This window comes from Antarctobacter sp. (assembly GCF_965277915.1).
Taxonomy (GTDB): Bacteria; Pseudomonadota; Alphaproteobacteria; order Rhodobacterales; family Rhodobacteraceae; genus Antarctobacter.
The window spans coordinates 3586283-3611980 of sequence record NZ_OZ255849.1 but is presented as its reverse complement, the minus strand read 5'-3'; the positions used below and the strand labels follow the sequence as shown (position 1 = coordinate 3611980).

26 protein-coding genes are annotated in these 25698 nt (G+C 65.5%); 14 read left to right on the top strand and 12 right to left on the bottom strand.

Annotation, left to right across the window (positions count from 1 at the left end):
* The first annotated feature begins 29 nt into the window (after positions 1 to 29).
* The 5 genes from purH (at position 30) to ACQY5B_RS18520 (ending at position 5631) form a co-directional block, all read left to right on the top strand.
* On the top strand, positions 30 to 1619 hold the full coding sequence (gene purH / locus ACQY5B_RS18540) for a bifunctional phosphoribosylaminoimidazolecarboxamide formyltransferase/IMP cyclohydrolase (RefSeq protein WP_420328009.1): 1590 nt from the start codon (positions 30 to 32) through the stop codon (positions 1617 to 1619).
* A gap of 182 nt (positions 1620 to 1801) precedes the next feature.
* Complete coding sequence (gene lspA / locus ACQY5B_RS18535) at positions 1802 to 2272, top strand: signal peptidase II (RefSeq protein ID WP_420328613.1); 471 nt, start codon at positions 1802 to 1804, stop codon at positions 2270 to 2272.
* Between the two features lie 54 nt (positions 2273 to 2326).
* Entirely contained in the window at positions 2327 to 2848 is a 522-nt protein-coding gene (locus ACQY5B_RS18530) for a DUF3035 domain-containing protein (protein ID WP_420328011.1), read from the top strand.
* 102 nt (positions 2849 to 2950) lie between these two features.
* The gene (locus ACQY5B_RS18525) at positions 2951 to 4315 is read left to right on the top strand and encodes a M16 family metallopeptidase (protein WP_420328013.1); all 1365 of its coding nucleotides are present in this window, start codon (positions 2951 to 2953) and stop codon (positions 4313 to 4315) included.
* Positions 4312 to 5631 (top strand): M16 family metallopeptidase, encoded by a 1320-nt coding sequence (locus ACQY5B_RS18520; RefSeq protein WP_420328015.1) that lies wholly within the window; start codon positions 4312 to 4314, stop codon positions 5629 to 5631. Before ACQY5B_RS18525 ends, ACQY5B_RS18520 begins: the two co-directional genes overlap by 4 nt.
* A gap of 87 nt (positions 5632 to 5718) precedes the next feature.
* On the opposite strand, the gene dapA is transcribed toward ACQY5B_RS18520, so the two are convergent.
* Positions 5719 to 6594, bottom strand: coding sequence for a 4-hydroxy-tetrahydrodipicolinate synthase (dapA, locus tag ACQY5B_RS18515; protein WP_305971297.1), 876 nt, complete (start codon positions 6592 to 6594; stop codon positions 5719 to 5721).
* Between the two features lie 145 nt (positions 6595 to 6739).
* Here dapA and ACQY5B_RS18510 point away from each other — a divergent pair, with 145 nt between their 5' ends.
* The gene (locus ACQY5B_RS18510; protein WP_420328017.1) at positions 6740 to 8692 is read left to right on the top strand and encodes a lytic transglycosylase domain-containing protein; all 1953 of its coding nucleotides are present in this window, start codon (positions 6740 to 6742) and stop codon (positions 8690 to 8692) included.
* Between the two features lie 106 nt (positions 8693 to 8798).
* Here the strand turns inward: ACQY5B_RS18510 and ACQY5B_RS18505 are convergent, their stop codons facing one another.
* Together ACQY5B_RS18505 and mnmC2 are read right to left on the bottom strand one after the other, a co-directional pair.
* On the bottom strand, positions 8799 to 9668 hold the full coding sequence (locus ACQY5B_RS18505) for a DMT family transporter (protein WP_305971299.1): 870 nt from the start codon (positions 9666 to 9668) through the stop codon (positions 8799 to 8801).
* A gap of 52 nt (positions 9669 to 9720) precedes the next feature.
* A complete protein-coding gene (mnmC2, locus tag ACQY5B_RS18500; protein WP_420328019.1) occupies positions 9721 to 10395 on the bottom strand; it encodes a tRNA (5-methylaminomethyl-2-thiouridine)(34)-methyltransferase MnmC2 in 675 nt (224 codons plus the stop codon).
* 48 nt (positions 10396 to 10443) lie between these two features.
* On the opposite strand from mnmC2, the gene ACQY5B_RS18495 reads away from it, so the two are divergent.
* A complete protein-coding gene (locus tag ACQY5B_RS18495; RefSeq protein WP_420328021.1) occupies positions 10444 to 11484 on the top strand; it encodes an NAD(P)/FAD-dependent oxidoreductase in 1041 nt (346 codons plus the stop codon).
* A 106-nt stretch (positions 11485 to 11590) separates the two neighbouring features.
* On the opposite strand, the gene ACQY5B_RS18490 is transcribed toward ACQY5B_RS18495, so the two are convergent.
* The 6 genes from ACQY5B_RS18490 to ubiA form a co-directional block, all read right to left on the bottom strand.
* On the bottom strand, positions 11591 to 12076 hold the full coding sequence (locus ACQY5B_RS18490) for a hypothetical protein (RefSeq protein ID WP_420328023.1): 486 nt from the start codon (positions 12074 to 12076) through the stop codon (positions 11591 to 11593).
* A 90-nt stretch (positions 12077 to 12166) separates the two neighbouring features.
* Entirely contained in the window at positions 12167 to 12610 is a 444-nt protein-coding gene (locus ACQY5B_RS18485; RefSeq protein ID WP_305968715.1) for a MaoC family dehydratase, read from the bottom strand.
* Between the two features lie 104 nt (positions 12611 to 12714).
* The gene (locus tag ACQY5B_RS18480) at positions 12715 to 13587 is read right to left on the bottom strand and encodes a TIGR01459 family HAD-type hydrolase (RefSeq protein ID WP_420328025.1); all 873 of its coding nucleotides are present in this window, start codon (positions 13585 to 13587) and stop codon (positions 12715 to 12717) included.
* 86 nt (positions 13588 to 13673) lie between these two features.
* Positions 13674 to 14003 (bottom strand): hypothetical protein, encoded by a 330-nt coding sequence (locus ACQY5B_RS18475; protein ID WP_305968717.1) that lies wholly within the window; start codon positions 14001 to 14003, stop codon positions 13674 to 13676.
* Positions 13996 to 16002, bottom strand: a complete 2007-nt coding sequence (locus ACQY5B_RS18470; RefSeq protein WP_420328026.1) for an OmpA family protein — start codon at positions 16000 to 16002, stop codon at positions 13996 to 13998. Before ACQY5B_RS18470 ends, ACQY5B_RS18475 begins: the two co-directional genes overlap by 8 nt.
* A gap of 59 nt (positions 16003 to 16061) precedes the next feature.
* Positions 16062 to 17027: a 4-hydroxybenzoate octaprenyltransferase gene (gene ubiA, locus ACQY5B_RS18465; RefSeq protein WP_420328028.1), complete on the bottom strand. Its 966-nt coding sequence runs from the start codon at positions 17025 to 17027 to the stop codon at positions 16062 to 16064.
* Positions 17028 to 17045: 18 nt separating this feature from the next.
* On the opposite strand from ubiA, the gene ACQY5B_RS18460 reads away from it, so the two are divergent.
* From ACQY5B_RS18460 to ACQY5B_RS18445, 4 genes are all read left to right on the top strand, one after another.
* Positions 17046 to 17765 carry a 16S rRNA (uracil(1498)-N(3))-methyltransferase gene (locus ACQY5B_RS18460; RefSeq protein ID WP_420328614.1) on the top strand — a complete coding sequence of 240 codons (720 nt, stop codon included), beginning with the start codon at positions 17046 to 17048 and terminating at the stop codon, positions 17763 to 17765.
* Positions 17762 to 18613 carry a GNAT family N-acetyltransferase gene (locus ACQY5B_RS18455; protein ID WP_420328029.1) on the top strand — a complete coding sequence of 284 codons (852 nt, stop codon included), beginning with the start codon at positions 17762 to 17764 and terminating at the stop codon, positions 18611 to 18613. The genes ACQY5B_RS18460 and ACQY5B_RS18455 overlap by 4 nt, the downstream gene beginning before the upstream one ends.
* Complete coding sequence (locus ACQY5B_RS18450; protein WP_420328031.1) at positions 18610 to 19134, top strand: hypothetical protein; 525 nt, start codon at positions 18610 to 18612, stop codon at positions 19132 to 19134. Before ACQY5B_RS18455 ends, ACQY5B_RS18450 begins: the two co-directional genes overlap by 4 nt.
* 63 nt (positions 19135 to 19197) lie before the next feature.
* Positions 19198 to 20568, top strand: a complete 1371-nt coding sequence (locus ACQY5B_RS18445) for a glutamate--cysteine ligase (RefSeq protein WP_420328033.1) — start codon at positions 19198 to 19200, stop codon at positions 20566 to 20568.
* Positions 20569 to 20630: 62 nt separating this feature from the next.
* Here ACQY5B_RS18445 and ACQY5B_RS18440 read toward each other — a convergent pair whose 3' ends face one another.
* The 3 genes from ACQY5B_RS18440 to ACQY5B_RS18430 all read right to left on the bottom strand — a co-directional run bounded on the left by ACQY5B_RS18440 (position 20631) and on the right by ACQY5B_RS18430 (position 23229).
* A complete protein-coding gene (locus ACQY5B_RS18440) occupies positions 20631 to 22208 on the bottom strand; it encodes a gamma-glutamyltransferase family protein (protein ID WP_420328035.1) in 1578 nt (525 codons plus the stop codon).
* A 219-nt stretch (positions 22209 to 22427) separates the two neighbouring features.
* Positions 22428 to 22877, bottom strand: a complete 450-nt coding sequence (locus tag ACQY5B_RS18435) for an ATP-binding protein (RefSeq protein WP_420328037.1) — start codon at positions 22875 to 22877, stop codon at positions 22428 to 22430.
* 22 nt (positions 22878 to 22899) lie between these two features.
* Positions 22900 to 23229 carry an STAS domain-containing protein gene (locus ACQY5B_RS18430; RefSeq protein WP_305968725.1) on the bottom strand — a complete coding sequence of 110 codons (330 nt, stop codon included), beginning with the start codon at positions 23227 to 23229 and terminating at the stop codon, positions 22900 to 22902.
* An 88-nt stretch (positions 23230 to 23317) separates the two neighbouring features.
* On the opposite strand from ACQY5B_RS18430, the gene ACQY5B_RS18425 reads away from it, so the two are divergent.
* From ACQY5B_RS18425 to ACQY5B_RS18415, 3 genes are all read left to right on the top strand, one after another.
* Positions 23318 to 24490 carry an acetyl-CoA C-acyltransferase gene (locus ACQY5B_RS18425; RefSeq protein ID WP_420328039.1) on the top strand — a complete coding sequence of 391 codons (1173 nt, stop codon included), beginning with the start codon at positions 23318 to 23320 and terminating at the stop codon, positions 24488 to 24490.
* Positions 24491 to 24652: 162 nt separating this feature from the next.
* Positions 24653 to 25222: a helix-turn-helix domain-containing protein gene (locus ACQY5B_RS18420; protein ID WP_305968727.1), complete on the top strand. Its 570-nt coding sequence runs from the start codon at positions 24653 to 24655 to the stop codon at positions 25220 to 25222.
* Positions 25223 to 25328: 106 nt separating this feature from the next.
* On the top strand, positions 25329 to 25697 hold the full coding sequence (locus ACQY5B_RS18415; RefSeq protein ID WP_305968728.1) for a GFA family protein: 369 nt from the start codon (positions 25329 to 25331) through the stop codon (positions 25695 to 25697).
* The last annotated feature ends 1 nt before the right edge of the window (position 25698 follow it).

The window sequence follows — 25698 nt, the reverse complement described above, 5'->3', positions numbered from 1 at the left end:
AATTGAACGACCTTCCGAGGGGATCCTCCATGTCCGACCTTCAGCCCGTGCGCCGCGCGCTTCTTTCCGTATCCGACAAGACCGGCCTGACCGATCTGGGCCGTGCGCTGGCCGCCAGGGGGGTAGAGCTGCTCTCGACCGGCGGGTCCGCCAAGGCGTTGCGCGACGCGGGACTCGAGGTGCGTGACGTCGCCGACCTGACCGGTTTCCCGGAAATGATGGACGGGCGGGTCAAGACGCTGCATCCCAAGGTGCATGGCGGGTTGCTGGCACTTCGTGACAACGGGATGCACACGGCGGCGATGGCCGAACACGGTATCGTGCCCATCGACCTCTTGGTGGTGAACCTCTACCCCTTCGAGGAAACAGTGGCCAAGGGTGCCGACTATGACACCTGCATCGAGAATATCGACATCGGCGGCCCGGCGATGATCCGCGCGGCGGCCAAGAACCATGCCTTCGTCACCACCATCGTCGATGTCGAGGACTATGACGCCCTGCTGGCCGAGTTGGAGACGAACGACGGACAGACCTCGATCGAGTTCCGCAAGCGGCAGGCGCAGATCGCCTATGCCCGCACCGGTGCCTATGACGCCGCCGTCAGCACCTGGATGGCCGCCGCCATTGGCGAGGCGACCCCGCGCCGCCGCGTGTTTGCCGGAACGCTGGCGCAAAGTCTGCGCTATGGCGAGAACCCGCACCAGAACGCGGCCTTTTACACCGACGGGTCGAACCGGCCCGGCGTGGCGACCGCCGAGCAACTGCAGGGCAAGGAACTGAGCTACAACAACATCAACGACACCGACGCGGCCTTTGAACTGGTGTCGGAATTCCTGCCCGGCGACGGCCCCGCCTGCGCGATCATCAAGCACGCCAACCCGTCGGGCGTGGCGCGCGGGGGCAGCATGCTGGAGGCTTACCAGAAGGCATTCGACTGCGACCGGACATCGGCCTTTGGTGGCATCGTGGCGCTGAACGGCGCGCTGGACGGCGAGACCGCCGCGGCAATCTCCGAGATCTTCACCGAGGTCGTGATCGCCCCCGCCATCCACCAGGAGGCAAAGGATATCTTTGCCAAGAAGAAGAACCTGCGCCTGATTCTGGCCCCCGGCCTTGCCAACCCGGCATCCGCAGGTCTGGCCTGGCGGCAGGTCGCGGGGGGCCTGCTGGTGCAGGACCGCGACAATGGCGCCCGTGCTCTGGACGACCTGAAGGTCGTGACCAAGGTCGCCCCGACCGAGGCGCAGATGCAGGACCTTCTGTTTGCCTGGAAGGTGGCAAAGCACGTCAAGTCCAACGCCATCGTCTACGTCAAGGACCTCGCCACGGTCGGCGTTGGCGCGGGCCAGATGAGCCGGGTCGATTCAGCGCTTATCGCGGCCAAGAAATCCGAGCGTATGGCCGAGGCGCTGGGCCTGCCCGAACCGCTGACCAAGGGCTCTGCCGTGGCCTCGGACGCCTTCTTTCCCTTCCCCGACGGTCTGATGGAGGCGGCTGCCGCCGGGGCCAGCTGCGTGATCCAGCCGGGCGGCTCGATGCGCGACGACGAGGTGATCGCCGCCGCCGACGAGGCCGGCCTGGCCATGGTCTTTACCGGAATGCGTCACTTCCGCCACTGAGGGCGGTCGGGGATCTGCCCTTGTCTCCCTTCGCTCGGCCCAAGCGGATTTGGGCCGGGAAGAAACACGGCGCGGGGCGCGAGACGGCAAAGCCGCTTGCGCGCCCCGTTGCGGCTCACTAGGTCTGCGACCGAAAATTGCGGGAGGCGGTTCTGGCACAGGCGGCGAAACGATCGGGCGGGTTGAGGCTGGTGTTCTGGGTGACCCTGGTCATCTTCCTGCTGGACCAGGTGACGAAATACCTCGTCGTTCATGTCATGGGGCTTGGCAACAAGCTGGCCATCGAGGTCCTGCCACCTTTCCTCAATTTCCGCATGGCCTGGAACTACGGTGTCAATTTCGGTCTCTTCTCGGGCGATGCGGCGGCGACCCGTTGGATCCTGATCTCCGTCGCGCTGGGAATCGTCCTGTTTGTCGTTGTCTGGATGCGCCGCGATCCGCCGGGCGTGATGGGGCTGATCTCGGCCGGTTTCCTGATCGGTGGGGCGCTGGGCAACGTGGTCGACAGGCTGATCTACGGGGCGGTGGCGGATTTTCTGAACATGTCCTGCTGCGGCATCGACAATCCCTATGCCTTCAACGTCGCGGACATCGCGATCTTTGTCGGCGCTTTCGGGCTGGTCGTTTTTCCGTCGGGCAAAAAGGCCCCGTGACGCCGGTCCCGAGATGGGGTAAGGCTGGCGAAACTCGGAGACCGGAGGTAGGCGATGCGGCGCGCGCATCTTGTTGCAATCATTGGCCTGGCGGGTATCGCCTCCTGTTCGGCGATCGACCGTGACAAACCCTTGCACGATCTGCGCACCAACAGTGCGCAGCCCGAAGAATTCGCCATTGTCCCGAACAAGCCGCTGGTTCAGCCCGAAAGCTATGCGCAATTGCCGCCGCCGACGCCCGGCGGTCCCAACCGGACCGACCAGACGCCCAAGGCCGACGCGGTGACCGCGCTGGGGGGCAACCCTTCGCGTCTCGTGGCCAGCGGTCCGGGCGTCCCGGCGGGTGACAGCGCGCTGATCCAGCGCGCCAGCCGTTACGGCCGCGATCCGGGCGTGCGCCAGGAACTGGCCGATAAGGATGCGGACTTCCGCCGGTCCAAGTCGATCTTCAACTGGTCGATCGTGCCGCGGGACGACTACTACCGCGCCTACAGGCGCGAAACGCTTGACCCCTATCGCTGGTTGCGGGTCTACCGGCGCGCCGGGGCAACGACGCCGGCGGCACCGCCTGAATGACGGCCCGCGCCGTGCGCGCCGGTCACGAGACCGTAACTCCGGCTTGAAGTTGCCGCTGCCGCGCGTACCTAATGCGACATCCGGAAAACCAGAGGATGCCGCATGCGCCGACTGACCCTGTTATTCGCTTTCGCCCTATCCATGACCGCGCCTGTCGCCGTCTCCGCCCAGGAGACCGGCAAGGTATCGACCTTCGCGCTGGACAACGGCATGGACGTTGTCGTGATCGAGGATCACCGCGCGCCGGTCGTGGTGCACATGGTCTGGTATCGCGCAGGCTCTGCAGATGAACGTCCCGGGTCCTCGGGGGTGGCGCATTTCCTCGAACACCTTCTGTTCAAGGGAACCGATACGCTGGACCCCGGCGAGTTCAGCGCAACGGTGGCGCTCAATGGTGGCACCGACAATGCCTTTACCAGCTACGACACCACGGCCTATCACCAGCGCGTCGCCGCCGACCGTCTGGGCCTGATGATGAAGATGGAAGCCGACCGGATGGTCAACCTGCGCCTGACGGAAGCCGACATCCTGACCGAGCGCGAGGTGATCATCGAAGAGCGGAACTCGCGCGTGGAAAACAGCCCCGGCGCGCTTTTCCGCGAACAGAAGGATGCGGCGCTCTACCTCAACCACCCCTACGGCACGCCGGTGATCGGCTGGCGGCACGAGATGGAGCAGCTGGATCTGGACGATGCGCTGGACTACTACCGTCAGTTCTACGCGCCCAACAATGCCATCCTGGTGGTGGCCGGTGACGTGACGCCGGAAGAGGTGCGCACCCTGGCAGAGGAGCATTACGGCCCGCTGCCCGCCAACCCCGACCTGGTCGAGCGTGCCCGCCCGACCGAACCGCGGCACCTGTCCGAACGGCGCATGACCTACACCGATCCACGCGTGTCGCAACCATACATCACCCGCAGCTACCTAGCGCCCGCCCGAACCAGCGGTGCCCAGCAGGAAGCGGCGGCGCTGGCCATCCTGTCCGAGGTTCTGGCCGGCGGGCAGACCTCTGTCCTGACACAGCAACTGCAGTTCGAAAGCCAGGTCGCGGTTTACACCGACGCCTACTATGACGACACAACGCTGGATGCCTCCAGCTTTACGCTGGTCGTCGTGCCGGCGGCCGGCGTCAGCCTGCAAAAGGCCGAAGCCGCTCTGGACGACGTTTTGGCCGAGGTGATTGCAGAGGGGATCGACTCGGACCAGCTGGACCGGATCAAGTTCCAGATCAAGGCGTCCCGCATCTATGCGCTGGACAATCCCGCCAGCATGGCCCGCCGCTATGGCAACGCGCTGACCACCGGACTGACGGTCGAGGATGTGCAGGAGTGGCCAGAAGTCCTGCAGTCGGTGACGGGCGAGGATATCGTGGCCGCCGCGCAAAAGGTGTTCGATCGCCGCCAATCCGTGACCGGCTACCTGATGGCGCCGGACGCACAGACCCCGCAGCAGGAGGTGACCCAATGATCCGCCGCTTTGTCCTTGCCTTCGGGCTGATCTGCGCCGGTTTTGCCGCCCATGCCGAAATCGACATTCGGGAAGTCACCAGTCCCGGGGGCTTCAAGGCCTGGCTGGTCGAAGAGCCGTCTATTCCCTTTGTCGCGTTGGAAATCAGATTCCTGGGCGGGGCCTCGCTGGACGCGCCGGGCAAACGCGGGGCGACCAACCTGATGGTCGGCCTGCTGGAAGAGGGCGCCGACGACCTGGACGCGCGCGGCTTTGCCGAGGCGCGCGACGGCATCGCGGCGCAGTTCCGCTACGATGTCGGCGACGACACGGTCAGCGTTTCCGCGAAGTTCCTGACCGAAACGCGGGACGAGGCAGTGGATCTGCTTCGGTCATCTCTGGTCTCGCCCCGTTTCGACGAGGTGGCCATTGATCGTGTCCGCGCGCAGGTGCTGTCCGGCATCCGGTCCGATGCCACCGATCCGGACGAGATCGTGGGCGATGCCTTTTACGGGCTGGTCTTTGGCGACCACCCCTATGGAACCAACCAGAGCGGCACCATTGAAAGCGTCACCGCGTTGACCCGTGCGGATATCGTCGATGCGCATCGCGCTGCCTTGGCGCAGGATCGCGTCTTTGTGGGCGCCGCCGGTGACATCAGCGCCGAGGAACTGGGCGTGCTGCTGGACAAGCTGTTCTCGGACCTGCCAGAAACCGGCGCGCCGCAGCCCGCCGACGTGGAGGTGCAGACCGAGGCCGGCGTGACCGTGGTGCCCTTTGACACCCCGCAATCGGTGGCGATCTTTGGCCACAAGGGGATGAAGCGGGACGATCCCGATTTCTTTGCCGCCTATGTGCTGAACACGATCTTTGGTGGCGGCGGTTTCGAGGCGCGGCTGATGAACGAGGTGCGCGAGAAGCGGGGCCTGACCTACGGCGTCTATTCCTATCTTTCGCCGCGAGAGCATGCGGAACTGATGCTGGGTCGCGTGGCCTCTGCCAATGACCGCATCGCCGAGACGGTGCAGGTGATCCGCGACGAATGGACCAGGATGGCCACCGAGGGTGCGACGCCCGAGGAGTTGGAGCGCGCCAAGACCTACCTGACTGGCGCTTACCCGCTGCGCTTCGATGGCAACGCGCCGATTGCCCGGATCCTGGTGGGCATGCAGATGGACGATCTGTCGCCCGACTATATCAAGACGCGCAACGCCAAGATCGAGGCGGTCACGCTGGAAGACGTCAAGCGCGTGGCGGGTGAGTTGATGAAACCGGACGAACTGCGCTTTGTCGTGGTCGGCCAGCCCGAGGGGCTGGAGGCGACGGTGGGGCAGTAACTCCGCCGCCGACAAAAACGAAAAATGGCTGGAAACCGCGAGGTTTCCAGCCATTTCCTATTCTGTTCCCGAATGACCGAAGTCGCTTTAGTTCATCAGGCCCGCGTGGCGCAGGGCGCTGTCCACCTTGGCGCGTGTCCCTTCGGTCAGCGGCACCAGCGGCAGGCGGACCTCGTCGGAACAGAGCCCCAGCCGCGACATGGCGTATTTCGCGCCGCAGAGGCCCGGCTCTGTAAAGATTGCCTGGTGCAGGGGCATCAGCCTGTCCTGGATCGCCAGCGCCTTGCCATAGTCACCGGCCAGGCAGGCCTCTTGCAATTCGGCGCAAAGGCGCGGCGCCGCATTCGCGGTTACGGAAATGCAGCCGATTCCGCCTTGGGCGTTGAACCCGTGCGCAGTTGCATCCTCGCCCGAGATCTGCAGAAAGTCCGGCCCGCAGGTGATGCGCTGCTGGCAGACGCGGGCGAGGTCGCCGGTGGCATCCTTGACGCCGACGATGCGCGGCAGTTTCGCCAGTTCGCCCATCGTGTCCGGCGACATGTCCACGACCGACCGTCCGGGGATGTTATAGATGATGATCGGGATGTCGGCGCAGTCGTGCACCGCCTTGAAATGCGCGATCAGGCCGGCCTGCGTCGGCTTGTTGTAGTAGGGCGTCACGACCAGCGCGCCGTCGGCGCCGACCTTGGCGGCATATTCGGTAAAGCGGATCGCCTCGTCGGTGTTGTTCGATCCCGCCCCGGCGATCACCGGGATGCGGCCCGCGACGGCCTCGACAACGCAGGCGATCACCTCTTCGTGTTCGCGGTGCGTCAGCGTCGGGCTTTCGCCGGTCGTGCCCACGGGAACCAGCCCGTGCGACCCTTCCTCGATGTGCCATTCGACCAGCTTCTTGAGCATGTCGAAATCCACGGCGCCGTCCTTGAACGGCGTGACCAGGGCAGGCATTGAACCTTTAAACATGACACGCTCCTTTCATTTTTCCGGCCCGGTGTGGCTTGAGGTGGAAACCTGCCGACCCCGCGACTATGTGAGTTGCACGAGCCGTTCCCGGACCTATCCTTTGCAAGAAGCGTCTATTCCTTTTCATTGCGGAAAAAGCAAGTCGATGTCACGTCTCCTTGCCTTGTTGTTGCTGTTCGTCACCGCCCTGCCGGCATTTGCGCAGGAGCGAGGGGCCTCGTTGGCCAAGGCCATGCAGTCCATGCGCGAAGGCAACTGGGCGGCGGCCCGAATCGCCGCGCGGGGCGACGGGCAGGCCGCGGTGGACGTGATCCTCTGGCACGCGCTGCGGGCGGGGCGGGGCGATGCGCGCGAGGTGCAGGATTTCCTGTCGCGTCACCCGGACTGGCCGGGGCTTCCCTACCTGCGCGAGAAATCCGAACCCGCCATGTCCGAGGCCTCGCTGGACGAGATTCGGGCTTTCTTTGCCGATGCGCTGCCGCAAACCGGCAGTGGCGCGCTGTCCCTGGCCCGGGCGCATATGGCCGAAGGCAACGAAGGCGCGGCACAGGCCGATATCGTCCTGGCGTGGCGCACCCTGTCGATGACTTCGGATGAACGCCGCGCCTTCCTGACCACCTGGGGAGAAATCCTGCGCGACCATCACGAGGCCCGGCTGGACATGGCGCTGTGGCAGGGGTGGAGCCGGGACGCCGGCCAGATGATGGGGCTGGTCGATGAGGGCTGGCAAGCGCTGGCGCAGGCGCGTCTGGCACTGCGGTCATCTGCACCGGGCGTGGATACCCTGATTGCCAAGGTGCCGGACCAACTGGCCGATCACCCCGGACTGGCCTACGAGCGGTTTCTGTGGCGCGTGCGCAAGCGGCGCACCGAGGACGCCATCGCGCTGTTGCGTGCGCAATCGGCCAGCCCGACGGGGCTGGGCGAACCCTGGGCCTGGGCGCCCGAACGGATCGACCTGGCCCGCGAGCGGATGCGTTCAGGCGCCTATGCCGAGGCCTATGAGATCGCCGCCCGGCACTGGCTGGTCGACGGCAGCGAATTTGCCGAGCTGGAATGGATCGCCGGGTTCATCGCCTTGCGCTTCCTCGACCGGGCCGACCTGGCCGTGATGCATTTCGAGAACTTCAGCGATGCGGTCTGGACCCCGATCTCGGTGGGGCGCGGCGGATACTGGCTGGGCCGTGCCTACGATGCGGTGGGCGAGGCCGAGAAGGCGAAAGCTGCCTATGCGATCGGGGCCGAGTACCAGACCTCGTTCTATGGCCTTTTGGCCGCGGAACGCGCCGGACTGCCGCCGGACCCGACCCTGGCCGGCAACGAGGCGTTTCCGGACTGGCGCCAAGCCGACTTCACCAAGTCCAGCGTCTTCGAGGCGGCTGTGCTTTTGCTGGCCGCGGGAGAGACCAACCTTGGCGAGCGTTTCCTGACCCACCTGGCAGAGTCACTGGACCGCGAGGACATGGGCCGCATGGGCATGATGCTGATGGAGATGAACCGTCCGCATATTCAGGTCATGCTGGGCAAGCGTGCGGCACAGTTCGGCATCCAGTTGCCCGGTCCCTACTACGCGCTGGATCCGCAGGTGACCGAAGGCGAATATCCCGTGCCCAAGGAACTGGTCCTTTCGATTGCGCGGCGCGAGTCCGAATTCGATCCGGGGGTGATTTCCGGGGCCGGCGCACGCGGTTACATGCAGCTTATGCCCGGAACGGCCAAGCTGGTCTCTGGCCAGCTGGGGCTGGAGTATGATCTTGACCGCCTGCTGACCGATCCGGGCTACAATGCCAAGCTGGGCTCGCGCTACCTTGCCGGGCTGTCGAAGCGGTTCGATGGCAATGCCGTGATGATGGCGGCAGGCTACAACGCAGGGCCGGGGCGGCCGATCGGCTGGATGGAACGCTTTGGCGACCCGCGCAAAGGCGACATCGACATCATCGACTGGATCGAGCTGATCCCCTTCGACGAGACCCGCAACTATGTCATGCGCGTTACCGAGAGCCTGCCGGTCTACCGCGCGCGGCTGGGCAAACCGCCGCACCCGGTGCCTTTCAGCCAGGAACTGGTGGGCGGCACGCTCAAGGCTGTGCTGGATTGACATGTGTCAGCCGGGGCAGGGGGCGCTGTCCCCTCTGGACCTGCCGTCCATTCACCCCCGGGAGGTATTTGGGGCCCAAAGAAACACCGCGGCTGTCTGCGGGTCGTCAGCCCTCTTTCTGACGCGCGCGCCAGAGGGTGAACAGCCCGGCCGCCACGATCATCGCGGCCCCGAAGACCACGTTCCAGCGCAGCGTCTCGTCAAAGACGACCAGCCCAAGGGTGCTGGCAAAGACCAGTTGCAGGTAGGCAAAGGGTTGTACCGCGCTGGCCTCGGCCACCTCGTAGACGCGGATCATCAGGTAGTGACCCGCCGCTCCGGTCAGGCAGAGGAGGCCCATCCAGGCCCAGTCGGGGCCGGTCATCGGCACCCAGAACCAGGCCCCGATCGCCGTGGCCACACCGACGCCGGACACCCCGGTGTAAAAGAACGAGGTGGCGGAGCTGTCGCCACGGGCGACATAGCGCGTCAGCAGCGCGTATAGCGCGAACATCAGTGCCGCCAGAAGCGGGATTGCTGCGTAGGGTGAGAAGACCCCGCCCGAGGGTTGCAGGATGATGATGACCCCGACAAAGCCCACGGCGATGGCCGTCCACCGGCGCCAGCCGACGTGTTCGCCCAGCACTGGGCCGGACAAGGCGGCCACCAGCAGGGGATAGGCCGCAAAAACCGCGTGGCTTTCGACGAGGCCCAGAAAGACGAAGGCCAGAACCATCACGTTGATCTCGACCACCAGCAGCGCGCCGCGAAAGACCTGCAGCCAGGGAAAGGCGCTTTGCGCCGCGGCGCGCAGGCCGCCTGCCTTGCGCCCCGCGATCGTCAGCACGAAGGCGGCGAAGAACCAGTAGCGGATCATCACCACCATCATGACGTTGTATTCCGCCGCCAGGTGGCGTGAAATGCCATCCTGCAGGGCAAAGACGAATGTGGTGGCCACCATGAGCCAGATGCCGAGGCGCGTGTTCTGCTGAGCCATTGCGATATGTCCGGGGTCTCGCCGTCGCGTGGCATGGCCCCGTCGCGCAGGGTCAGCCGGGGATCGGCGGTTTTAGAGCTGTCGTCATGTGACGTTTTCGGCCATATCCCGGCATGCGTGTGACCTCAAGCCCCGCCGCCGCCAGGGCGCGGCGCACATGGCCTGCCGCTGTGTAGGTCGCCGCGGTGGCGCCGGGGACCATGTGGCGGGCGACCTCTTCCATCAGCGCCGCGTCCCAGAGTTCGGGGTTCTTGGCCGGAGAAAACCCGTCGAGGAACCAGGTATCAGCCATCCCTTCCCAAAGCGGCAGGGTTTCGCGCGCGTCGCCTTCCACCATCTCGAACCGCAGGTCGGGCAGGTCGATACGCCTGTTGCCCCAGTGGGGGGCGAGTTCGCTGGCAAGATCCGCGATCTCGGGAAACCTTGCCTGCGCGCGGGTCATGTCTGCGGGCGTCAGGGGGAAGGCCTCGAAAGTGGTGAAGTGCAGGGTGCCGGTCTGACCAGAGACCCGCCAGAGCCGTAGCGCGGCGAGCAGGTTCAACCCGGTGCCGAACCCCAGTTCGGCGATAAGGAACCCGTCCCGGAACCGGTCCGGCAGGCCGTTGCCCGACAGAAAGACATGCGCGGTTTCGGCCAGCCCGTTTTCGAGACTGTAATAGGGGTCGTCAAAACGGGTCGAGACCGGGATCTCGTCCCGCCAGTCCAGATCGCTGCTCTGGTCGGGCATGGCATTCTTCCTTATCAACGGGCCGAGTTCTGACGAGGAGGGCAGGCAATGGCAAGCGTCGAGGTGACGGTGCGCGGGGCGGGCATTTTCGGCCTGTCGGTGGCCTGGGCGTGTGCACTGCGCGGTGCAAAGGTGCGTGTGGTCGATCCCTATGGTCCCGGCGCCGGGTCGTCGGGCGGGATCGTCGGCGCGCTGGCGCCCCATGTGCCCGAGAACTGGAACGAGAAGAAGGCCTTTCAACTCGACAGCCTGCTGATGGCAGAGGGGTACTGGGCGCGGGTCGAGGCAACCGGTGGCGTCAGTCCGGGCTACGCCCGTACGGGGCGGTTGCAACCGCTGCCGGACGAAGCCGCCATTGCCCTTGCGCGAACCCGTGCCCGAGGGGCCGAGGCGCTCTGGCAGGGCAGGGCGATCTGGGAGGTGATCCCCGCCGAAGGATTGTCCGGCCTGTCACCGCTTACCCCATCTGGCATGCTGATCCGTGACACTCTGACCGCCCGCATGTACCCGCGCCGGGCCTGCACCGCACTGGTGGCGGCGCTGGAGGTGTCCGGCGTAGAGATCGTGACCGAGGCGCCGGACGCGGGCGCCGTGGTCTGGGCGACGGGCTGGACGGGCCTTCGCGATCTGTCCGATGCTCTGGGGCGCAAGGTCGGCGACGGGGTGAAAGGGCAGGCCGTCCTCCTGCGCTACGCGGCGCAGGACGATCCGCAGCTGTTCATCGACGGGCTGCATATCGTCCCCCATGCAGATGGGACCGTGGCTGTCGGCTCGACCTCGGAGCGTGAGTTCGACGATCCGGTGTTGGTGGACGATCAGTGCCAGACACTGGTCGACCGCGCCTATGCGGCGGTGCCTGCCTTGCATGGCGCGACCGTGCTGGAGCGTTGGGCCGGCGTGCGTCCGCGCGCCCGCTCTCGGGCGCCGCTGCTGGGGGCCTGGCCAGGGCGTGCCGGGCATTTCGTGGCCAATGGCGGGTTCAAGATCGGCTTCGGCATGGCCCCCAAGGTGGGCGAGGTCATGGCCGATCTGGTGCTGGAAGGCCGCGACGGCATCCCAGCGGGATTCGGTTTCGACGCCCTGCGCTGAGGATGTCGGGCGTTTGCCCGTCAGGGACGCGACTGTTGCAGGGAGACGCGTGACCGCTGGATGACGCGCGTCCCCTCACCGGCTGCAATCGGCGGGGCCTTCTGGGTCAGCGCACCCAGCCCTCGCCCGGTATCCAGCTGTAGCCGGCCCGCGACTTGCCGTCCGACAAACCCGTACCAAAGCCGAATGTCACCGTGTCCGGATCGCAGTCCAGCCGGGCGAGCTCTTCTCCGTCTTTCGAGACGATCACGCCGCCGAAGAGCTGTGTCGTTTCGGCGGTACCGACCTGCCGTTCGGCCCCGGCGAAGGCGGTATAGCGGTATTCCTCGTTGTAAAAACTCGCCTCTTCCCAGATGTCCCGTCCGACACCCGGCCAAGGTTGGTAGTCGAGCATTGCGTAGGGTTCGAAAAGCTCCATTTCGGGGCGCCCCGGCGGGCCAAAGCGGTAGACGGCGGCATCCTGTTCCGCGCAGACCTCAAGGATCTTCGTGGATGCCTCTATGCGGCACTGGACAAAGGTGGCGTCAGGCGTGGAACAGTCGGCGACAACCGGGCCGGCGGCGAGGAGAAACAGGGAAAGACAGCGGAACATGAAAGCCCTCGGGAAAATGAATCGTGCCGGACCATAGGTCCGGCACGCAGGGGGCTCAAGGCGCGTTCTGTTGGTTCGCAGTCCGCTTGATCAGTCGAATTTGCGCGAGGGCGCCAGAACCTTGGCCTCGCCGATCAAAACTTTCTTGCCATCGACCGAGCAATGGGTTTCCAGCGTCACGCGGCGCTTGGCGTGGTCGATGTCGACCACCTTGACCTCCGCATAGACCATGTCGCCGGGGCGGACGGGACCAAGGAATTTCAGCGTCTGCCCCATGTAGACCGTGCCGTGACCGGGGAGCTGCTCACCGATGACGGCAGAGATCAGGCCAGCCGTCAGCATCCCGTGGGCGATCCGCCCCTCGAAGATCGTGTCCTGGGCATAGTCATCATCCAGGTGCACCGGGTTCCGGTCGGTCGAGACCTCGGCGAACATCTCGATGTCCTGGTCCGTCACCTGTTTGCGCAGGTAGCGGGTCATCCCCATTTCGATGTCTTCGATGCAGATCGTGCCGCGGGGCATATTGTCCAACATCCGGCCCTCCATGTGCAAACCGTGCGGTAATAAATGCGCGACACGTGCGCGCTTTCGGTAATTTTATTACTTTGCGGTTGCAGCAAAGGCAAGCAAAATCTGCCTCAGCGGAGGGTGCCAATGGTAAAGCTGGGATTGATCATTTCCTTTTCGGTATAGGCTTTTAGCGCGTCAGGGTCGGGTTGTTGCGTCGTTTTGGTCTCTGCCCGCGCCAATCCGCCGCTGATGAAGAGGGAATCGATATCCTCGCCCATCGCACCGTCGATGTCGGTATGCGCACCGTCTCCGATGGCCAGGATGCCCGCGTCTTGCACCCCCTTGCGGTGTTCGGCAAGACGGCGGCGGGCCAGGTCATAGATCGGCGGATGCGGCTTGCCGAAATACAGGCTCTCTCCGCCCATCTCGGTATAAAGTTTCGCCAGCGCGCCTGCACACCATTCCCGCCGCTCGCCCCGGTCGACGACGATGTCGGGATTGGCGCAGAGCAGCTTGATGCCGTTCTGCTTGGCATAGAGGAATTCCGGGCGGTTCACCTCGGGGTCGGCGTGGGGGTCGAAGGGACCGCAGCAGATGATGCCCTCGGCCTCCTCCAGTTCGACCCGCTCGATCTCCACCGGGTTCTCGATGATCTTGAGCGGTTCGAAAAAGGAATGGTCAAAGGCCTGTCCCATGAACCAGACCTTGCGCCCCACTGCGCCGCGGAACATCGCGGCGCGGGCGCTGTCACCCGAGGTGGCGATATCGTCCCAGGCGTCCTGCGGCACGCCGAAGCGGTCCAGCTGCTTGGCAACCTCGTGGCGAGAACGGGGCGCGTTGGTCACGAGGATCACGCAACCACCGCGCTGGCGATAGCCCTGCAGCGCCTCGACGGCCGATGGGATCGCCTGCACGCCGTTGTGCACGCAGCCCCAGAGGTCGACGAAGAGCGCGTCGTAACGATCGGAGATTTCGGAAAGGGCGGTGATGATCTGGGTCATGTCGGCGGGTCCTCGTCGCGCGATTGTCGACCCGCTCATCCCATATACCGACCGCTCTGGAAAGGGCCGGGGCGCTCAGGTCCGTGTCAGGCCTGCTGGTTCATCCGCTCGACATGGGCGCGCATTTCTTCGGCGTCCGAGCGCGCCTCGCGCAGCCCTTCCATTGCAGCCGAAAGTTCGGCCTCCGCCTGCGCCAGCTGGTTGGTCAGCTCGGCCTCGCGCTGTTGCAGGTAGGTGATGGCCTGGTCACGGGTTTCCTCGGCCTCGTGCAATTCCTGGCTCATCTTTTCCAGCTGGTCCATGTCGGCCTGACTGACGCGCTTGAACCGATGCACCAGCCAATGGGCGAACCAGCCCAGCAGGAAGGCAACGAAGAGGATCGCTGCGGTCGTCACGATGAATTCGGTCCTATTCATCACCAGTTCCTCTGCCCTTTGGCGGCCTGATCCTGCCCAGTTCCGGATCCGGTTGCGCCTCTGCCGGTGCACCGGGTTCGATTACGGGGGCGGCGTCCACCGTTTCCGGATCGGCGTCTGCCACCACAGGATCTGCATTTGCTGCCGGGTCCGAATCGCCCAGTTCCGCACCTTCTTCGCCCTCTTCCGGTTCGGGTTTCAAGAGCTTGAATTCGATCCGGCGGTTCGCCTCGCGGCCCTCTTCGGTGCCGTTGTCGGCAATCGGAACGGTCTCGCCATAGCCCTTGGCGGTGTAGGATCGCGTCGGGACCCGCCGCGCGCGCAGGGCATCCAGAACCGCCTGGGCGCGGTCGCGGCTCAGTTCCTGGTTCATGATCTCGCGCCCCTGGCTGTCGGTGTGACCACCGATTTCCAGCGCGATGTCGCCACATTGCTTCAGCAGGTCTGCCAGTTCGTCCATGATGTCCTCGGCCGAGGCATCCAGCCGGGCAGAGCCGGGTTCGAAGGTGATCTTCCGGTCGCCGATGATCTCGACGATCATCGCCTCGCATTCCTCGGGCGTGGGCAGGCCGGCAACCGGATCCAGCGCCTCGACGTATTCCACGTCGATCTCGAAGGCTGCGGCCTCGCCCAGCTTGGCCACCAGCAGGTCGGCGATCTGGGCGCTGGCCTCGGTGTTGCCGGTCTTGCCGGTGACGGTCACAAGGTCGGGCGTCACCGTGACCGCGCCATGCGACAACAGCGCCAGCGCGTCCAGACCGGCCAGAACCCGCACCGTCCAGTCGCCGGGCACGCCCTCTGTGACACGGGCCGCCGTGTAGACCGCCTCGGAGCTGAAAAGTGCCCGGGCAAAGCTGTCCGCCGTGGCGCGGGCCTGCTCCGTGCCCAACCTTCCGCGCAGTTGCACCGCGCCTTCGGGGCTGAGCGTGGCGACGAAATCCGGGGTTCCCTCGGGTTCCGCCTCGGGCGGTTTGGGCAGGTCGGCGGTCAGGGCAAAGAGATCGGGCAGGGCCGCATCCAGTTCGCCGACAACCCGGTCGAACAGCGCCTGGTTGGTGCCTTCGCGCGCCACAAGGGACACGTCCGCATTGGAAAAGGTCAGCGTGCCGCTACCCAGTTCCGCCAGCTTGGCAATGCCGATTTCCACCGCGTCGGCCCAGCGGCGCGAGGGCACACCCAGGCCCAGTCGGCAGGTTGCCTTGCCTTCCAGTCCTGCCTTGGCCGCTGCCTGCAGGATCCGGTCGCGCCCGGCCTCCGTGTCGGCGGAACAGGCGTCGAAGCGCGCTCCGTCCTCGTCGATGGCAAAGCGCAAAGTAAAGGGAGAGATGACCGGCCGCGGAGCCGAGAAATCCATCGCCAGGCCCAGATCCTCGGGCTTGCGACGGGTCAGCGCGGTTTCCAGTCGACTGCGCGCCTCGTGGCTTTCGGTCATGGCCTTGATCGCCACCTGGTCGGCGGCAACGGATATCTTGGACCGGGGCAGGTCCGTGAGCGCGTCGGAGGCAAATCCCAGCGCGTCGGCCCAGCCCTCGGGGGCCGGGAAATCGGCGGTTTCCAGCAGGTCCATCACCTGACCGTCACCCGCAAGCCTGCGAAATCCTTCGATCAGCGCGTCGCGGTCCGTTGATGCCGGGACAAGCCCGATGACGGAAATTCCGGCATCGTTGCGCAGGATCTCGACCGAGAAACTGGGCGGGGCGAGGTCCTCGGGTTCTTCGACCAGCATCTGGTCGATCACCCGGCTGGCGTCCACCACGCGGCCTGCGGCGCTCAGAGCCTGGAAACGGGCGGCCTCATCAGGGGCCGTCCCGAAAAGGAAGACCTGCAAGCCGTCGGTGTCGACCTCGGCCCAGGTCAAACCATCCGAGTCCAGTTCGTTCAGGACGCCGGTGAGCGAGGCACGTTCCACTGCGTTTCCGGCAAAATTTGCAGTCACGAGGCTGAGCAAGCCCGCCGCAGCGAAAATGCCACCAGTGATGAAATACGAGGAGAGGCGCATGGGCGCTGGGTTTTCCTTGTTTTTTCAGAACTGATACGCAAGCGCGGAGGGTGGTGCAATCAGGCGATCAGGGCGATGGCGAAAAACAGCACAGGCAGCAACCCGGCGTCGCGGTTGGACCGGAACAGGCTCAGCAACCGGTCGTGATCGTCCATCTTCAGGCGCCGCAATTGCCAGACCATGTGCCAACCCATCGCCCAGGGACCGCCGATCATGAGGATCAGGGCCAGCAAGTTGCCGTCCGGGGCCGCGGCCACGATGGCCAGGCCCATCAGCACGACACTGGCAACCAGGAACCGGCGTAGCCATTTCGGGGTCTCATCGCCAAACAGGCGGGCTGTGGATTTCACCCCGATTAGCGCGTCGTCTTCCTTGTCCTGGTGGGCGTAGATCGTGTCATAGAACAGCGTCCAGGCCATCCCGGCAAGATACAGCAGCACCGCCGGCAGTTCCAACCGTCCGCTATGGGCGGTCCAGGCCAGCAGGGCGCCCCAGTTGAAGGCGATGCCGAGGAAGATCTGCGGCCACCAGGTGAACCGCTTGGCAAAGGGATAGACCGCGACGGGCAGCAGGCTCAGCACTCCCAGCGCGATGGCCGCGGGCGGAAAAGTGATGAGGATACAGAAGGCCACCAGCGACTGGATGACCGCCCAGGCCAGGGCCTGTTTCGTGGTCACCTGGCCCGAGGGAATCGGGCGCGAGGCCGTCCGCGCCACTGATCCGTCGATGCCGCGGTCGGTGATGTCATTCCAGGTGCAGCCTGCCCCGCGCATCAGCACCGCGCCGATCCCGCAGCCCGCGAAGATCCACAGGTCGAACCAGTAGGCCTGCCCGTTGTTGACCATCGACAGCAGCAGCCCCCACCAGCAGGGCAGCAACAGCAGCCAGGTGCCGATGGGCCGGTCCGCGCGACTTAGTCGCAGGTAGGGCCGCGTCCATTGCGGCGCCCAGGTGTCGACCCAATTGCCGCGCACGGCGTCGCGCACCTGTCCTTCGGCCTCTGGTCTCTGATGCGTCCCGGACATATGGTCCCCTCCATGACGGTGACACCGAAAATCCGGCTCTTTGTAGAGCACCCTTTGGCCGAGGAACAACAGGTGACCCTGTCGCGGGAGCAGGCGCATTATCTATTCGGCGTGATGCGGCTGACGACCAGTGCGCAGGTGGCCCTGTTCAACGGGCAGGACGGCGAATACCGCGCCGAGGTCGTCGAGGCCGGCAAGCGTGGCGGCACGCTGGTCTGTCGCGCCCGGACTGGGCCGCAGTCGATGCCGCCCGATCTCTGGCTGATGTTCGCGCCGATCAAGAAGGCGCGCACAGATTTCATCGTCGAGAAATCGGTCGAGATGGGGGCGCGTCGCATCGTGCCTGTCCAGACGGAATTCACGAATTCCGAACGCATCCGGCAGGACCGGCTGCAGGCACATGCCACCGAGGCGGCCGAGCAGTGCGGCGCCACCTTCGTCCCGCAAGTGACCGAACTGCACCGGCTGGACCGGCTTCTGGCCGACTGGCCCGAGGACCGACAGCTGATGTTCTGCGACGAGGCGCAGGCCGGGGCACATGCGCGCTTACCGGGCACCGGTGCCTCATGGGCAATACTCATCGGTCCCGAGGGTGGGTTCTCCGATGCCGAACGTGCCCGATTGCACGCGCTGCCCTTTGCGCATGCAGTGGCGCTCGGCCCGCGGATCCTGCGTGCGGACACCGCCGCCGTGGCGGCGTTAACCCTCTGGCAGACCACCCTGGGAGACTGGCGATGATCCGCAAGGCCACGCCCGCCGACACTGTCCCGATGGCGGCCTTTCTCGAAGCGCATGTCGAGACGTCGATGTTCCTTCTTGGCAATCTCGAGGCGCACGGCACCGAGGACACCGCCCATCCGCATGGCACCGCGTTTTTCCTGCGTGAGACCGGAGATGGCATCACCGGGGTCTTCGGGTGTACCAATGCCGGCTTCCTGATGTGCCAGTTGCCCGACCTGACCGCGACAGAGGCGCAGACCTATGCTCACCTCCTGAAGGGGTACACGCTGCAGGGCATGACCGGCGAGGCGGATCAGGTACAGGTGATCGTGGATGCGCTGCCTGTCGCACCAGAGGCGTGGCGGTTGAACCGGGTCGAACCGCTCTACCGAATGGACATCCGCGGGCTGAGCTCTGGCAGCGCGATCCGTCCGCCTGCCAAGTCGGATGTGCCGGTGCTGACCGACTGGTTCGCACGGTACATGACGGAAACGCAGACAGCCCCGCCGGGTGACCTGCACGCGGCCGCCGCACGCCGTGCCGAACTGGCCGTGGGCGCCCCTCGTATCCGTGTCCTAGAGCGGTATGGCATTCCCGTGGCGATGGCGGCAATCAACGCCAAGGCCGGGCAGACGGTACAGGTCGGCGGTGTCTTCGTGCCCACGGACCTGCGCGGCCAGGGGCTTGGCGGGCAGGTGGTGCGGGCGTTGCTGGCCGAAATGGCGGGACAAGGCGCCACAACCGCCATTCTGTTTGCCGCATCGCCGGAGGCGGCGAAGACCTATGAGCGCATCGGCTTTGCCCGTGTCGGCGGTTATCGCATCGCCATGCTGGAACAGGCCACCCTGCTGGGAGAGTCCCGATGATCCGCCCGGAGGCGATGAACGCCATCCGCCAGTGGCAAGAGGCTCTGATCGGCCTCGCGACGATGGCGCTGGGCGGCTACTGGGGGTTTTTCACCGGTGGCGGGTTGCTGCACTGGATCGGCTATCTTGTCATAATTCTTGGCGTGGCCCTGACCGTGACCGGCGTGCAGCGCGCGCGTTTTCGCCGGGGCGGTGGCGGTCCCGGCGTGGTGCAGGTGGTCGAACGTCGCGTCAGCTATTTCGGTCCGCTCTCGGGCGGGATCGTCGATCTCGACGCACTCGAGGCGCTCAGTCTCGACCCGACCTCGGAACCGCCGGTCTGGCTGCTGATGGCGCCGGGCCAGCCGCGTCTTGAAATTCCGCTGGCCGCCAAGGGCGCCGACCAGCTTTTCGATGCCTTCGCCACCCTTCCGGGCATCCGGACAGAGCACATGTTGCGCCAGATGCAAGAGGGCGCGGCACACCAGGTTGTCATCTGGCGCGCGTCTTCTGTGCGCGATGCCGCCAGAAGGCTGCATTGACACTCTGGCCGATTGGCGACAACAGGATAAGTTCAGAACCGCGAGCAGACCGGGAGCCCCCACATGTCCATTCCCCAATCCGGCGGCGGGCCGATCACGTCTCATGCACAATTGGCAGAGTACCTGGCCTCGGGCTGCAAGCCAAAGGACCAATGGCGCATCGGCACCGAGCATGAAAAGTTCGGCTATTGCAAGGACACGCTCAAACCCTTGCCCTATGACGGCGAGCGTTCGATCCGCGCGGTGCTGGAAGGGCTGCGCGACCGCCACGGCTGGGACCCGGTTAGCGAGGGCGGGCATATCATCGGCCTGACCAAGGACGGGGCCAATGTCAGCCTGGAACCCGGGGGCGCGCTGGAGTTGTCGGGCGCACCGCTGGAGACCATCCACCAGACCTGTGACGAGGTGAACGAGCACCTGGCCCAGGTCAAGGACATCGCCGACGAGATCGGCGTGGGCTTCATCGGGCTGGGTGCCGCCCCGATCTGGACGCATGAGGAAATGCCGCTCATGCCCAAGGGCCGCTACAAGCTCATGGATGCCTACATGGACAAGGTGGGCACCACCGGCAAACAGATGATGCGCCGCACCTGCACCGTGCAGGTGAACCTCGACTTCGCGTCAGAGGCGGACATGGTGCAAAAAATGCGGGTGGCGCTGGCGCTGTCACCCGTGGCCACCGCGCTTTTTGCCAATTCGCCCTTCTTCGAGGGCAAGCCGGTGGGCGTGAAATCCAAGCGGATGCAGATCTGGGAGACGCTGGACGATTCCCGCACCGGTATGTTGCCGTTCGTCTTCGATGAGGGCTTCGGGTTCGAACGCTGGGTGGAATACGCTTTGGACGTGCCGATGTATTTCGTCTATCGCGACGGCGTCTATGTCGATGCGCTGGGCATGTCCTTCCGCGACTTCCTCGAGGGCAAGCTGCCGGCTTTGCCGGGCGAGGTGCCGACGCTGTCCGATTGGGCCGACCACCTGACCACCGCCTTCCCGGACGCGCGGATGAAGAAGTACATCGAGATGCGCGGCGCCGATGGCGGCCCGTGGCGGCGGCTTTGCGCGCTGCCCGCCTTCTGGGTCGGGCTGATGTATGAGCAGACCGCGCTGGATGCGGCCTGGGACCTCGCCAAGGGCTGGGACGCGGAAACGCGCGAGGCGCTGCGGCTGGCGGCGACCCGCGACGGGTTGCAGGCCCAGGTCGGCGATATCAGGATGCATGACCTCGCGCGCGAGGTGTTGAACATCGCCGAGGCAGGCCTCGTGGCGCGGGCGCGCCCCGGTGCCGGCGGTCTTGTCCCGAACGAAACGCATTTCCTGAATGCGCTCAAGGACAGCGTCGAATCGGGCAGCGTGCCGTCCGACGAACTTCTGGCGCGGTACAATGGCGACTGGAACGGCGACCTCAGCCGCATATACGCCGAATACTCCTATTGAGCCGTTTCATGGTCTAGGCGGCACGGGACCCCGGACTTGATCCCGGGTCCCGTGCGATAACGTCAATAGCCGATCGCGCAACCGTCCTTGCGCGGGTCGGATGCCCCTTGCAGCACTCCGTTCTGATGGATGCGGATCGCCTGCGCACCGCCGATCGGGGCGCTGGGCACTTCGATGTCGTGTCCCATCTCGGCCAGCTTGGCAAAGACCGCTTCGTCGTGGCCCCGTTCAAGCTGCAGCTTGTTGCCCACGGCAAAGCTGCGGGGTGCGTCCAGGGCGGCCTGCGGGTCCATGCCGAAATCGATCATGTTGGTCAGCACGCGCGCATGGCCATTGGGTTGGTACTGTCCGCCCATGACGCCAAAGGGCATGGCCACGCGCCCCTCCTCGACCAGCATCCCGGGGATGATCGTGTGCATCGGCCGCTTGCCGCCTGCCATTTCGTTCGGGTGCCCCTCGGCCAGGGTAAAGCCCGCGCCGCGGTTCTGGAACAGGATGCCGTATTTCTCCGAGGCGATACCGGAGCCGAAGCTGTTGAAGATCGAGTAGATCAGCGACACGGCCATGCGGTCGCGGTCGACCACGGTGATATAGATCGTCTCGCGGTGCACCTCTTCGGCCAGGGTCGTGGCAGAGGCCATCGCCCGCCCGGGGTCGATCAATTCTGCCAGCCTGGCTGCCGTTTCAGGGCTTTGCAGGTGGTCCAGACGCGTCATGTGGTCCGCATCGGCCAAGAAACGGTTGCGCGCATCATAGGCCAGTTTGGCGGCCTCGGCTTCGATGTGGATGCGCTGGGCGCCGAACGGGTCCATCGAGGCCAGGTCGAAATGCGACAGGATGTTCAGCAGCAGATGCGCGGTCACGCCCTGGCCATTCGGCGGGTGTTCCAGGAGTTCTCGGCCCTTGTACATCCCCGAGATCGGGTCACCGATTGTGCAGGCGGTTGCCGCGAAATCGTCCAGGGTGTGAACACCACCGGCGGCGTTCAGCGCGGCGCACATGTCCTCGGCCACCTCTCCGGCGTAGAAGGCGTCGCGCCCCTGTGTCGCGATTCGGCGCAGCACCTCGGCATTGCCGGGCAGGCGAAAGATGTCGCCGGTCACGGGCACCGCGCCGCCATCAAGGTAGTGCGTCCGGCCGGCGCCCTGCAGTCGGTCGTTTGCCTCGTCCCAGTCGAATGCGACGCGCGGCGCCACCGGCACACCGTCGTCCATTGCCCGGATCGCGGGCGCCAGGCTGTCCGCCAGGCCCAGGCGTCCCCAGCGGTCGGACATGGTGCAGAAGGCATCGACAGCGCCCGGGATCGTGACGGCGTGGGCGCTGGCCACGGGCACCGCCTGGTGCCCCTCGGCGCGCAGGGCTGCGGCATTTGCCGCTGCAGGCGCGCGGCCGGATCCGTTGACCGCGATCACCTCGTCCCCGCCTGCAGGAGAGACCAGCGCGAAACAGTCGCCGCCCAGTCCGGTCATCGCTGGTTCCGCGACGCCCAGCAGGACCGCGCCGGCAATGGCCGCATCCATCGCGTTGCCGCCACGCTGAAGGATGTCGACCGCAGCCTGTGCGGCCAGCGGGTGCGACGTCGCGCAGAGCCCGTTCAGGGCCAGCACGGGGGATCGTCCGGGTCTGTGGAAATCGCGCATGTGCCTCTCTGCTCCCTTGTTGCCGGGCAGAGCATACGGTGGCGTCTTACGGCGTCAATCGGGAGGACTGAACCTCGGCGCCGCGCACTGGGTGGGGGCTGAAAACGCGCGACGCCGAGGGAAGCCTTGTGCAGCTTACTTGGAACAGGATGGTTGCGAATCCGGGCCGTATTTGGGCACGCGCTGGGCAATTCGGCGACAATTGGGCCGCAGGGCGGTTCAGCGCAGCGGTATGGACAGGCGGAGCCGGTTGCTATCCCCGTCGTGGCGGTAATCCAGGTTCTCGGACAGTGAGCGGATCAGGAACCACCCAAAGCCTCCTTCCGGCAGATCCTCGACCGGGACATCCAGATCTGCCGGCGCTCCCGATGGCGGCGTGCCGCTGGGCATGGGAAGGCCGAAATCGGTAGATTCGACCGACAACCTGTCGGGTGTGAACACCAGCCGCAGCAGGATGTCACCCCCGGCCCGATCCTCGTAGGCATGTTCGACGATGTTGTTGAGGACTTCGGCGACCACCAGTTCCCAGTTGCTGTCCGGCGGCGGGGCCATTTCCTGGCCCTGCAACAGCGCGTTTATGCCTGTCAGGGTCGCGCGCACATCCTCTGCCGTGCTGTCCATTCGGCAGCAAACCAGGAATGCGCCGTCCTCGAGCCGCTCCGCCTGCATGGTCTGTCGCTCCGGCCCGGGATCAAGCGCCTGCGGCGGAGTCGGCGGAAGGATGGATGGCAAAGATCGAATCCATCCGGGTCATGCGGAACACCTTGTCCACTGCGGGACGCAAACCGGCCAGTTCCAGCTTGCCGCCTTTCGGCATCAGTTTCATCGCGGCGACGATTGCGCCGAGGCCGCTGGAATCGATGAAATCGACCTGGCTCAGGTCCAGTACATAGCGCGGTTTTTCGGTTCCCAGGATCTCGCGCATGCGGTCCTTGAACTGGATCGCCACGGCGGCATCGATTCGGGCTGCGTCGACCGTGATGATGTCCACGCAGTCGCGGTGATCTGTGGTAAGTCTCATGCGGTACCCCAAAGTCATGGATCGGGAGGACCCTAGACGGCAATCCTTACCTTTCTGTATGCACATCAGGGGAAAGGGAGGCATTCGCATGGAAACTGTCGTGATCACCGGGGCGTCGCGGACGCCGATGGGCGGCTTTCAGGGGGTTTTCGCCGAACAGGCGGCCAGCACGCTGGGCGGTGCGGCGATCCGCGCGGCGCTGTCGCAGGCAGGGCGGCCTGCTGTCGACGAACTGCTGATGGGCTGCGTCCTGCCGGCGGGTCAGGGGCAGGCGCCCGCGCGCCAGGCGGGATTTGCCGCCGGTCTTGGCGAAGAGGTGCCGGCCACCACGCTGAACAAAATGTGCGGGTCCGGCATGAAGGCCGCGATGATGGCCTGGGATCGGCTTGCGCTGGGCCATGCGGCAACCATCGTCGCCGGCGGGATGGAGTCGATGACGCAGGCGCCCTACATGCTGCCCAAGATGCGCGCCGGGGCCCGCATCGGTCATGGGCAGGTGGTCGATCACATGTTCCTCGACGGGTTGGAAGACGCCTATGACAAGGGGCGCCTCATGGGCACCTTTGCCGAGGAATGCGCCGAGGCCTTCCAGTTCACCCGCGAGGCACAGGACCAGTATGCGCTGGCCTCACTGTCCAATGCTCTGGATGCGGAACGCTCTGGCGCCTTCGACGATGAGATCACGCCGGTCACCCTGCACATGCGGCACGGCGAGGAAATCATCACCCGCGACGAACAGCCCGGCAAGGCCCGGCCCGAAAAGATCCCGATGCTGAAACCTGCTTTCCGCAAGGACGGCACGGTGACCCCGGCCAATTCCTCCTCGATTTCGGATGGGGCGGCGGCGTTGGTGCTGTCGACCCTGGATGCCGCGGTGGCAGCCGGGGTGACGCCGCGGGCCAGGATCCTCGGTCATGCCTCGCATGCCCAGGCGCCCTCTCTGTTCCCGACGGCTCCCGTTCCGGCCGCGCGCAAGCTGTTGGAACGGATCGGCTGGAAGACCGGCGATGTCGACCTCTGGGAGGTCAACGAGGCCTTCGCCGTGGTTCCGATGGCCTTCATGCATGAAATGGGCCTGCCGCGCGACGTTGTGAACGTGAATGGAGGCGCCTGCGCACTGGGCCACCCCATCGGGGCCTCGGGTGCGCGCATCATCGTCACGCTGCTGAACGCGCTGGAAAAGCGCGGGGCGAAACGCGGCGTGGCGGCAATCTGCATCGGTGGCGGCGAGGGCACGGCCATCGCCATAGAACGGATCTGATCCGGAGAGGTGCCGGGAGACCGGCGCCGCTCGCGGGCATTCCACGGACCATTCCGGACGCGCACTTTCCCGAGGCACCTTAAGTCTCGTGAAAAAGTGCTTTGAGATTTCACGCGACTCGGGCATCGTGAAATTCGAGGCCATTTTTTCACGGGAAACACGATGTCGCATCCCTCTCCACTGCCCAAGTCGCTTGGCGCTGATCTGCGCGCGCTGCGGCGCACGCGTGGGTTGACCCTACAGCAGTTGGCCGATCGGCTTGGCCGCTCCGTCGGCTGGTTGAGCCAGGTGGAACGCGATCTTTCCGACCCCTCGATCACCGACCTGCGCCATCTTGCCGGCGCGTTGGAGGTCTCTGTGTCCACGCTGGCCCGGCACGAGGCGGCGGCTGGGCCCGAGACCGGCCGGATCGTTCGGAACGGCACGCGCCGCCCGATCGGATCCCGCATGACGGGGCTTGTGGAGGAACTGCTTTCGCCCGACCTGACCGATGATTTCGAGATGGTGCATTCCACTTTCGAACCGCGTTCCGAGATCGGCGAGACGGTGACCCGGCCCACGCAGGAACTGGGTTACCTGGTGTCCGGAAAGCTGGTGCTGACGATCGGGGGCGCGCGTTTCACGATCCATCCCGGCGACAGCTTTCGCATCCGTGGTGAACCGTTCCGCTGGGAAAACCCCTTTGACGAGGCTGCGGTGGCGATCTGGGTGATCGCGCCGCCGGTCTACTGATGCCGGGGCTGGGCGCCGGTGGCGCGGTCGGATGCCTCCGGCGGGAGTATTTTTGCAAAGGAGAAGCGGCACAGCGCGCCTCTTCTCCGGGATCGGAGTCGAGATCATGACAAGGGGGCAATGCCTCTGTGGCGCCATCACCTTTGAAACCGACGCCGTGCCGAAGGGCGTCAGCGTCTGCCACTGCGGCCAGTGCCGGCGCCAGTCGGGGCATCTCTGGGCCTCCGCCTATGTCCCGCGTGCGGCGCTGCGGATCTCGGGAAACGTGCGCTGGTACGACAGTTCGGCAGGTGCACAGCGCGGGTTCTGCCCAACCTGCGGCAGCTTCCTGTTCTGGCATGCCCATGACGAGGACACGATGAGCTTTGCCCTCGGTGCCCTGGATCGGCCGACCGGGCTGCGCCTGGAAAAACACATCTTCACCGCCGACAAAGGCGACTACTACGAGATCGCGGACGGCGTTCCGCAGAAATGAA

Excerpts from the sequence above, each read along its gene's own strand:
- ACQY5B_RS18435 (WP_420328037.1), bottom strand. The coding sequence starts at position 22,877 with ATGCAGGCGGAGCGGCTCGAGGACGGCGCATTCCTGGTTTGCTGCCGA.
- ACQY5B_RS18480 (WP_420328025.1), bottom strand. The coding sequence starts at position 13,587 with ATGACCCAGATCATCACCGCCCTTTCCGAAATCTCCGATCGTTACGAC.
- ACQY5B_RS18455 (WP_420328029.1), top strand. The coding sequence starts at position 17,762 with ATGATCCGCAAGGCCACGCCCGCCGACACTGTCCCGATGGCGGCCTTT.
- ACQY5B_RS18520 (WP_420328015.1), top strand. The coding sequence starts at position 4,312 with ATGATCCGCCGCTTTGTCCTTGCCTTCGGGCTGATCTGCGCCGGTTTT.
- dapA (WP_305971297.1), bottom strand. The coding sequence starts at position 6,594 with ATGTTTAAAGGTTCAATGCCTGCCCTGGTCACGCCGTTCAAGGACGGC.
- purH (WP_420328009.1), top strand. The coding sequence starts at position 30 with ATGTCCGACCTTCAGCCCGTGCGCCGCGCGCTTCTTTCCGTATCCGAC.
- ACQY5B_RS18485 (WP_305968715.1), bottom strand. The coding sequence starts at position 12,610 with ATGTTGGACAATATGCCCCGCGGCACGATCTGCATCGAAGACATCGAA.
- ACQY5B_RS18530 (WP_420328011.1), top strand. The coding sequence starts at position 2,327 with ATGCGGCGCGCGCATCTTGTTGCAATCATTGGCCTGGCGGGTATCGCC.
- ACQY5B_RS18430 (WP_305968725.1), bottom strand. The coding sequence starts at position 23,229 with ATGAGACTTACCACAGATCACCGCGACTGCGTGGACATCATCACGGTC.
- ubiA (WP_420328028.1), bottom strand. The coding sequence starts at position 17,027 with ATGTCCGGGACGCATCAGAGACCAGAGGCCGAAGGACAGGTGCGCGAC.
- ACQY5B_RS18525 (WP_420328013.1), top strand. The coding sequence starts at position 2,951 with ATGCGCCGACTGACCCTGTTATTCGCTTTCGCCCTATCCATGACCGCG.
- ACQY5B_RS18440 (WP_420328035.1), bottom strand. The coding sequence starts at position 22,208 with ATGCGCGATTTCCACAGACCCGGACGATCCCCCGTGCTGGCCCTGAAC.
- ACQY5B_RS18475 (WP_305968717.1), bottom strand. The coding sequence starts at position 14,003 with ATGAATAGGACCGAATTCATCGTGACGACCGCAGCGATCCTCTTCGTT.
- ACQY5B_RS18495 (WP_420328021.1), top strand. The coding sequence starts at position 10,444 with ATGGCAAGCGTCGAGGTGACGGTGCGCGGGGCGGGCATTTTCGGCCTG.
- ACQY5B_RS18490 (WP_420328023.1), bottom strand. The coding sequence starts at position 12,076 with ATGTTCCGCTGTCTTTCCCTGTTTCTCCTCGCCGCCGGCCCGGTTGTC.
- mnmC2 (WP_420328019.1), bottom strand. The coding sequence starts at position 10,395 with ATGCCCGACCAGAGCAGCGATCTGGACTGGCGGGACGAGATCCCGGTC.
- ACQY5B_RS18505 (WP_305971299.1), bottom strand. The coding sequence starts at position 9,668 with ATGGCTCAGCAGAACACGCGCCTCGGCATCTGGCTCATGGTGGCCACC.
- ACQY5B_RS18415 (WP_305968728.1), top strand. The coding sequence starts at position 25,329 with ATGACAAGGGGGCAATGCCTCTGTGGCGCCATCACCTTTGAAACCGAC.
- ACQY5B_RS18470 (WP_420328026.1), bottom strand. The coding sequence starts at position 16,002 with ATGCGCCTCTCCTCGTATTTCATCACTGGTGGCATTTTCGCTGCGGCG.
- ACQY5B_RS18425 (WP_420328039.1), top strand. The coding sequence starts at position 23,318 with ATGGAAACTGTCGTGATCACCGGGGCGTCGCGGACGCCGATGGGCGGC.
- ACQY5B_RS18450 (WP_420328031.1), top strand. The coding sequence starts at position 18,610 with ATGATCCGCCCGGAGGCGATGAACGCCATCCGCCAGTGGCAAGAGGCT.
- ACQY5B_RS18510 (WP_420328017.1), top strand. The coding sequence starts at position 6,740 with ATGTCACGTCTCCTTGCCTTGTTGTTGCTGTTCGTCACCGCCCTGCCG.
- ACQY5B_RS18445 (WP_420328033.1), top strand. The coding sequence starts at position 19,198 with ATGTCCATTCCCCAATCCGGCGGCGGGCCGATCACGTCTCATGCACAA.
- ACQY5B_RS18420 (WP_305968727.1), top strand. The coding sequence starts at position 24,653 with ATGTCGCATCCCTCTCCACTGCCCAAGTCGCTTGGCGCTGATCTGCGC.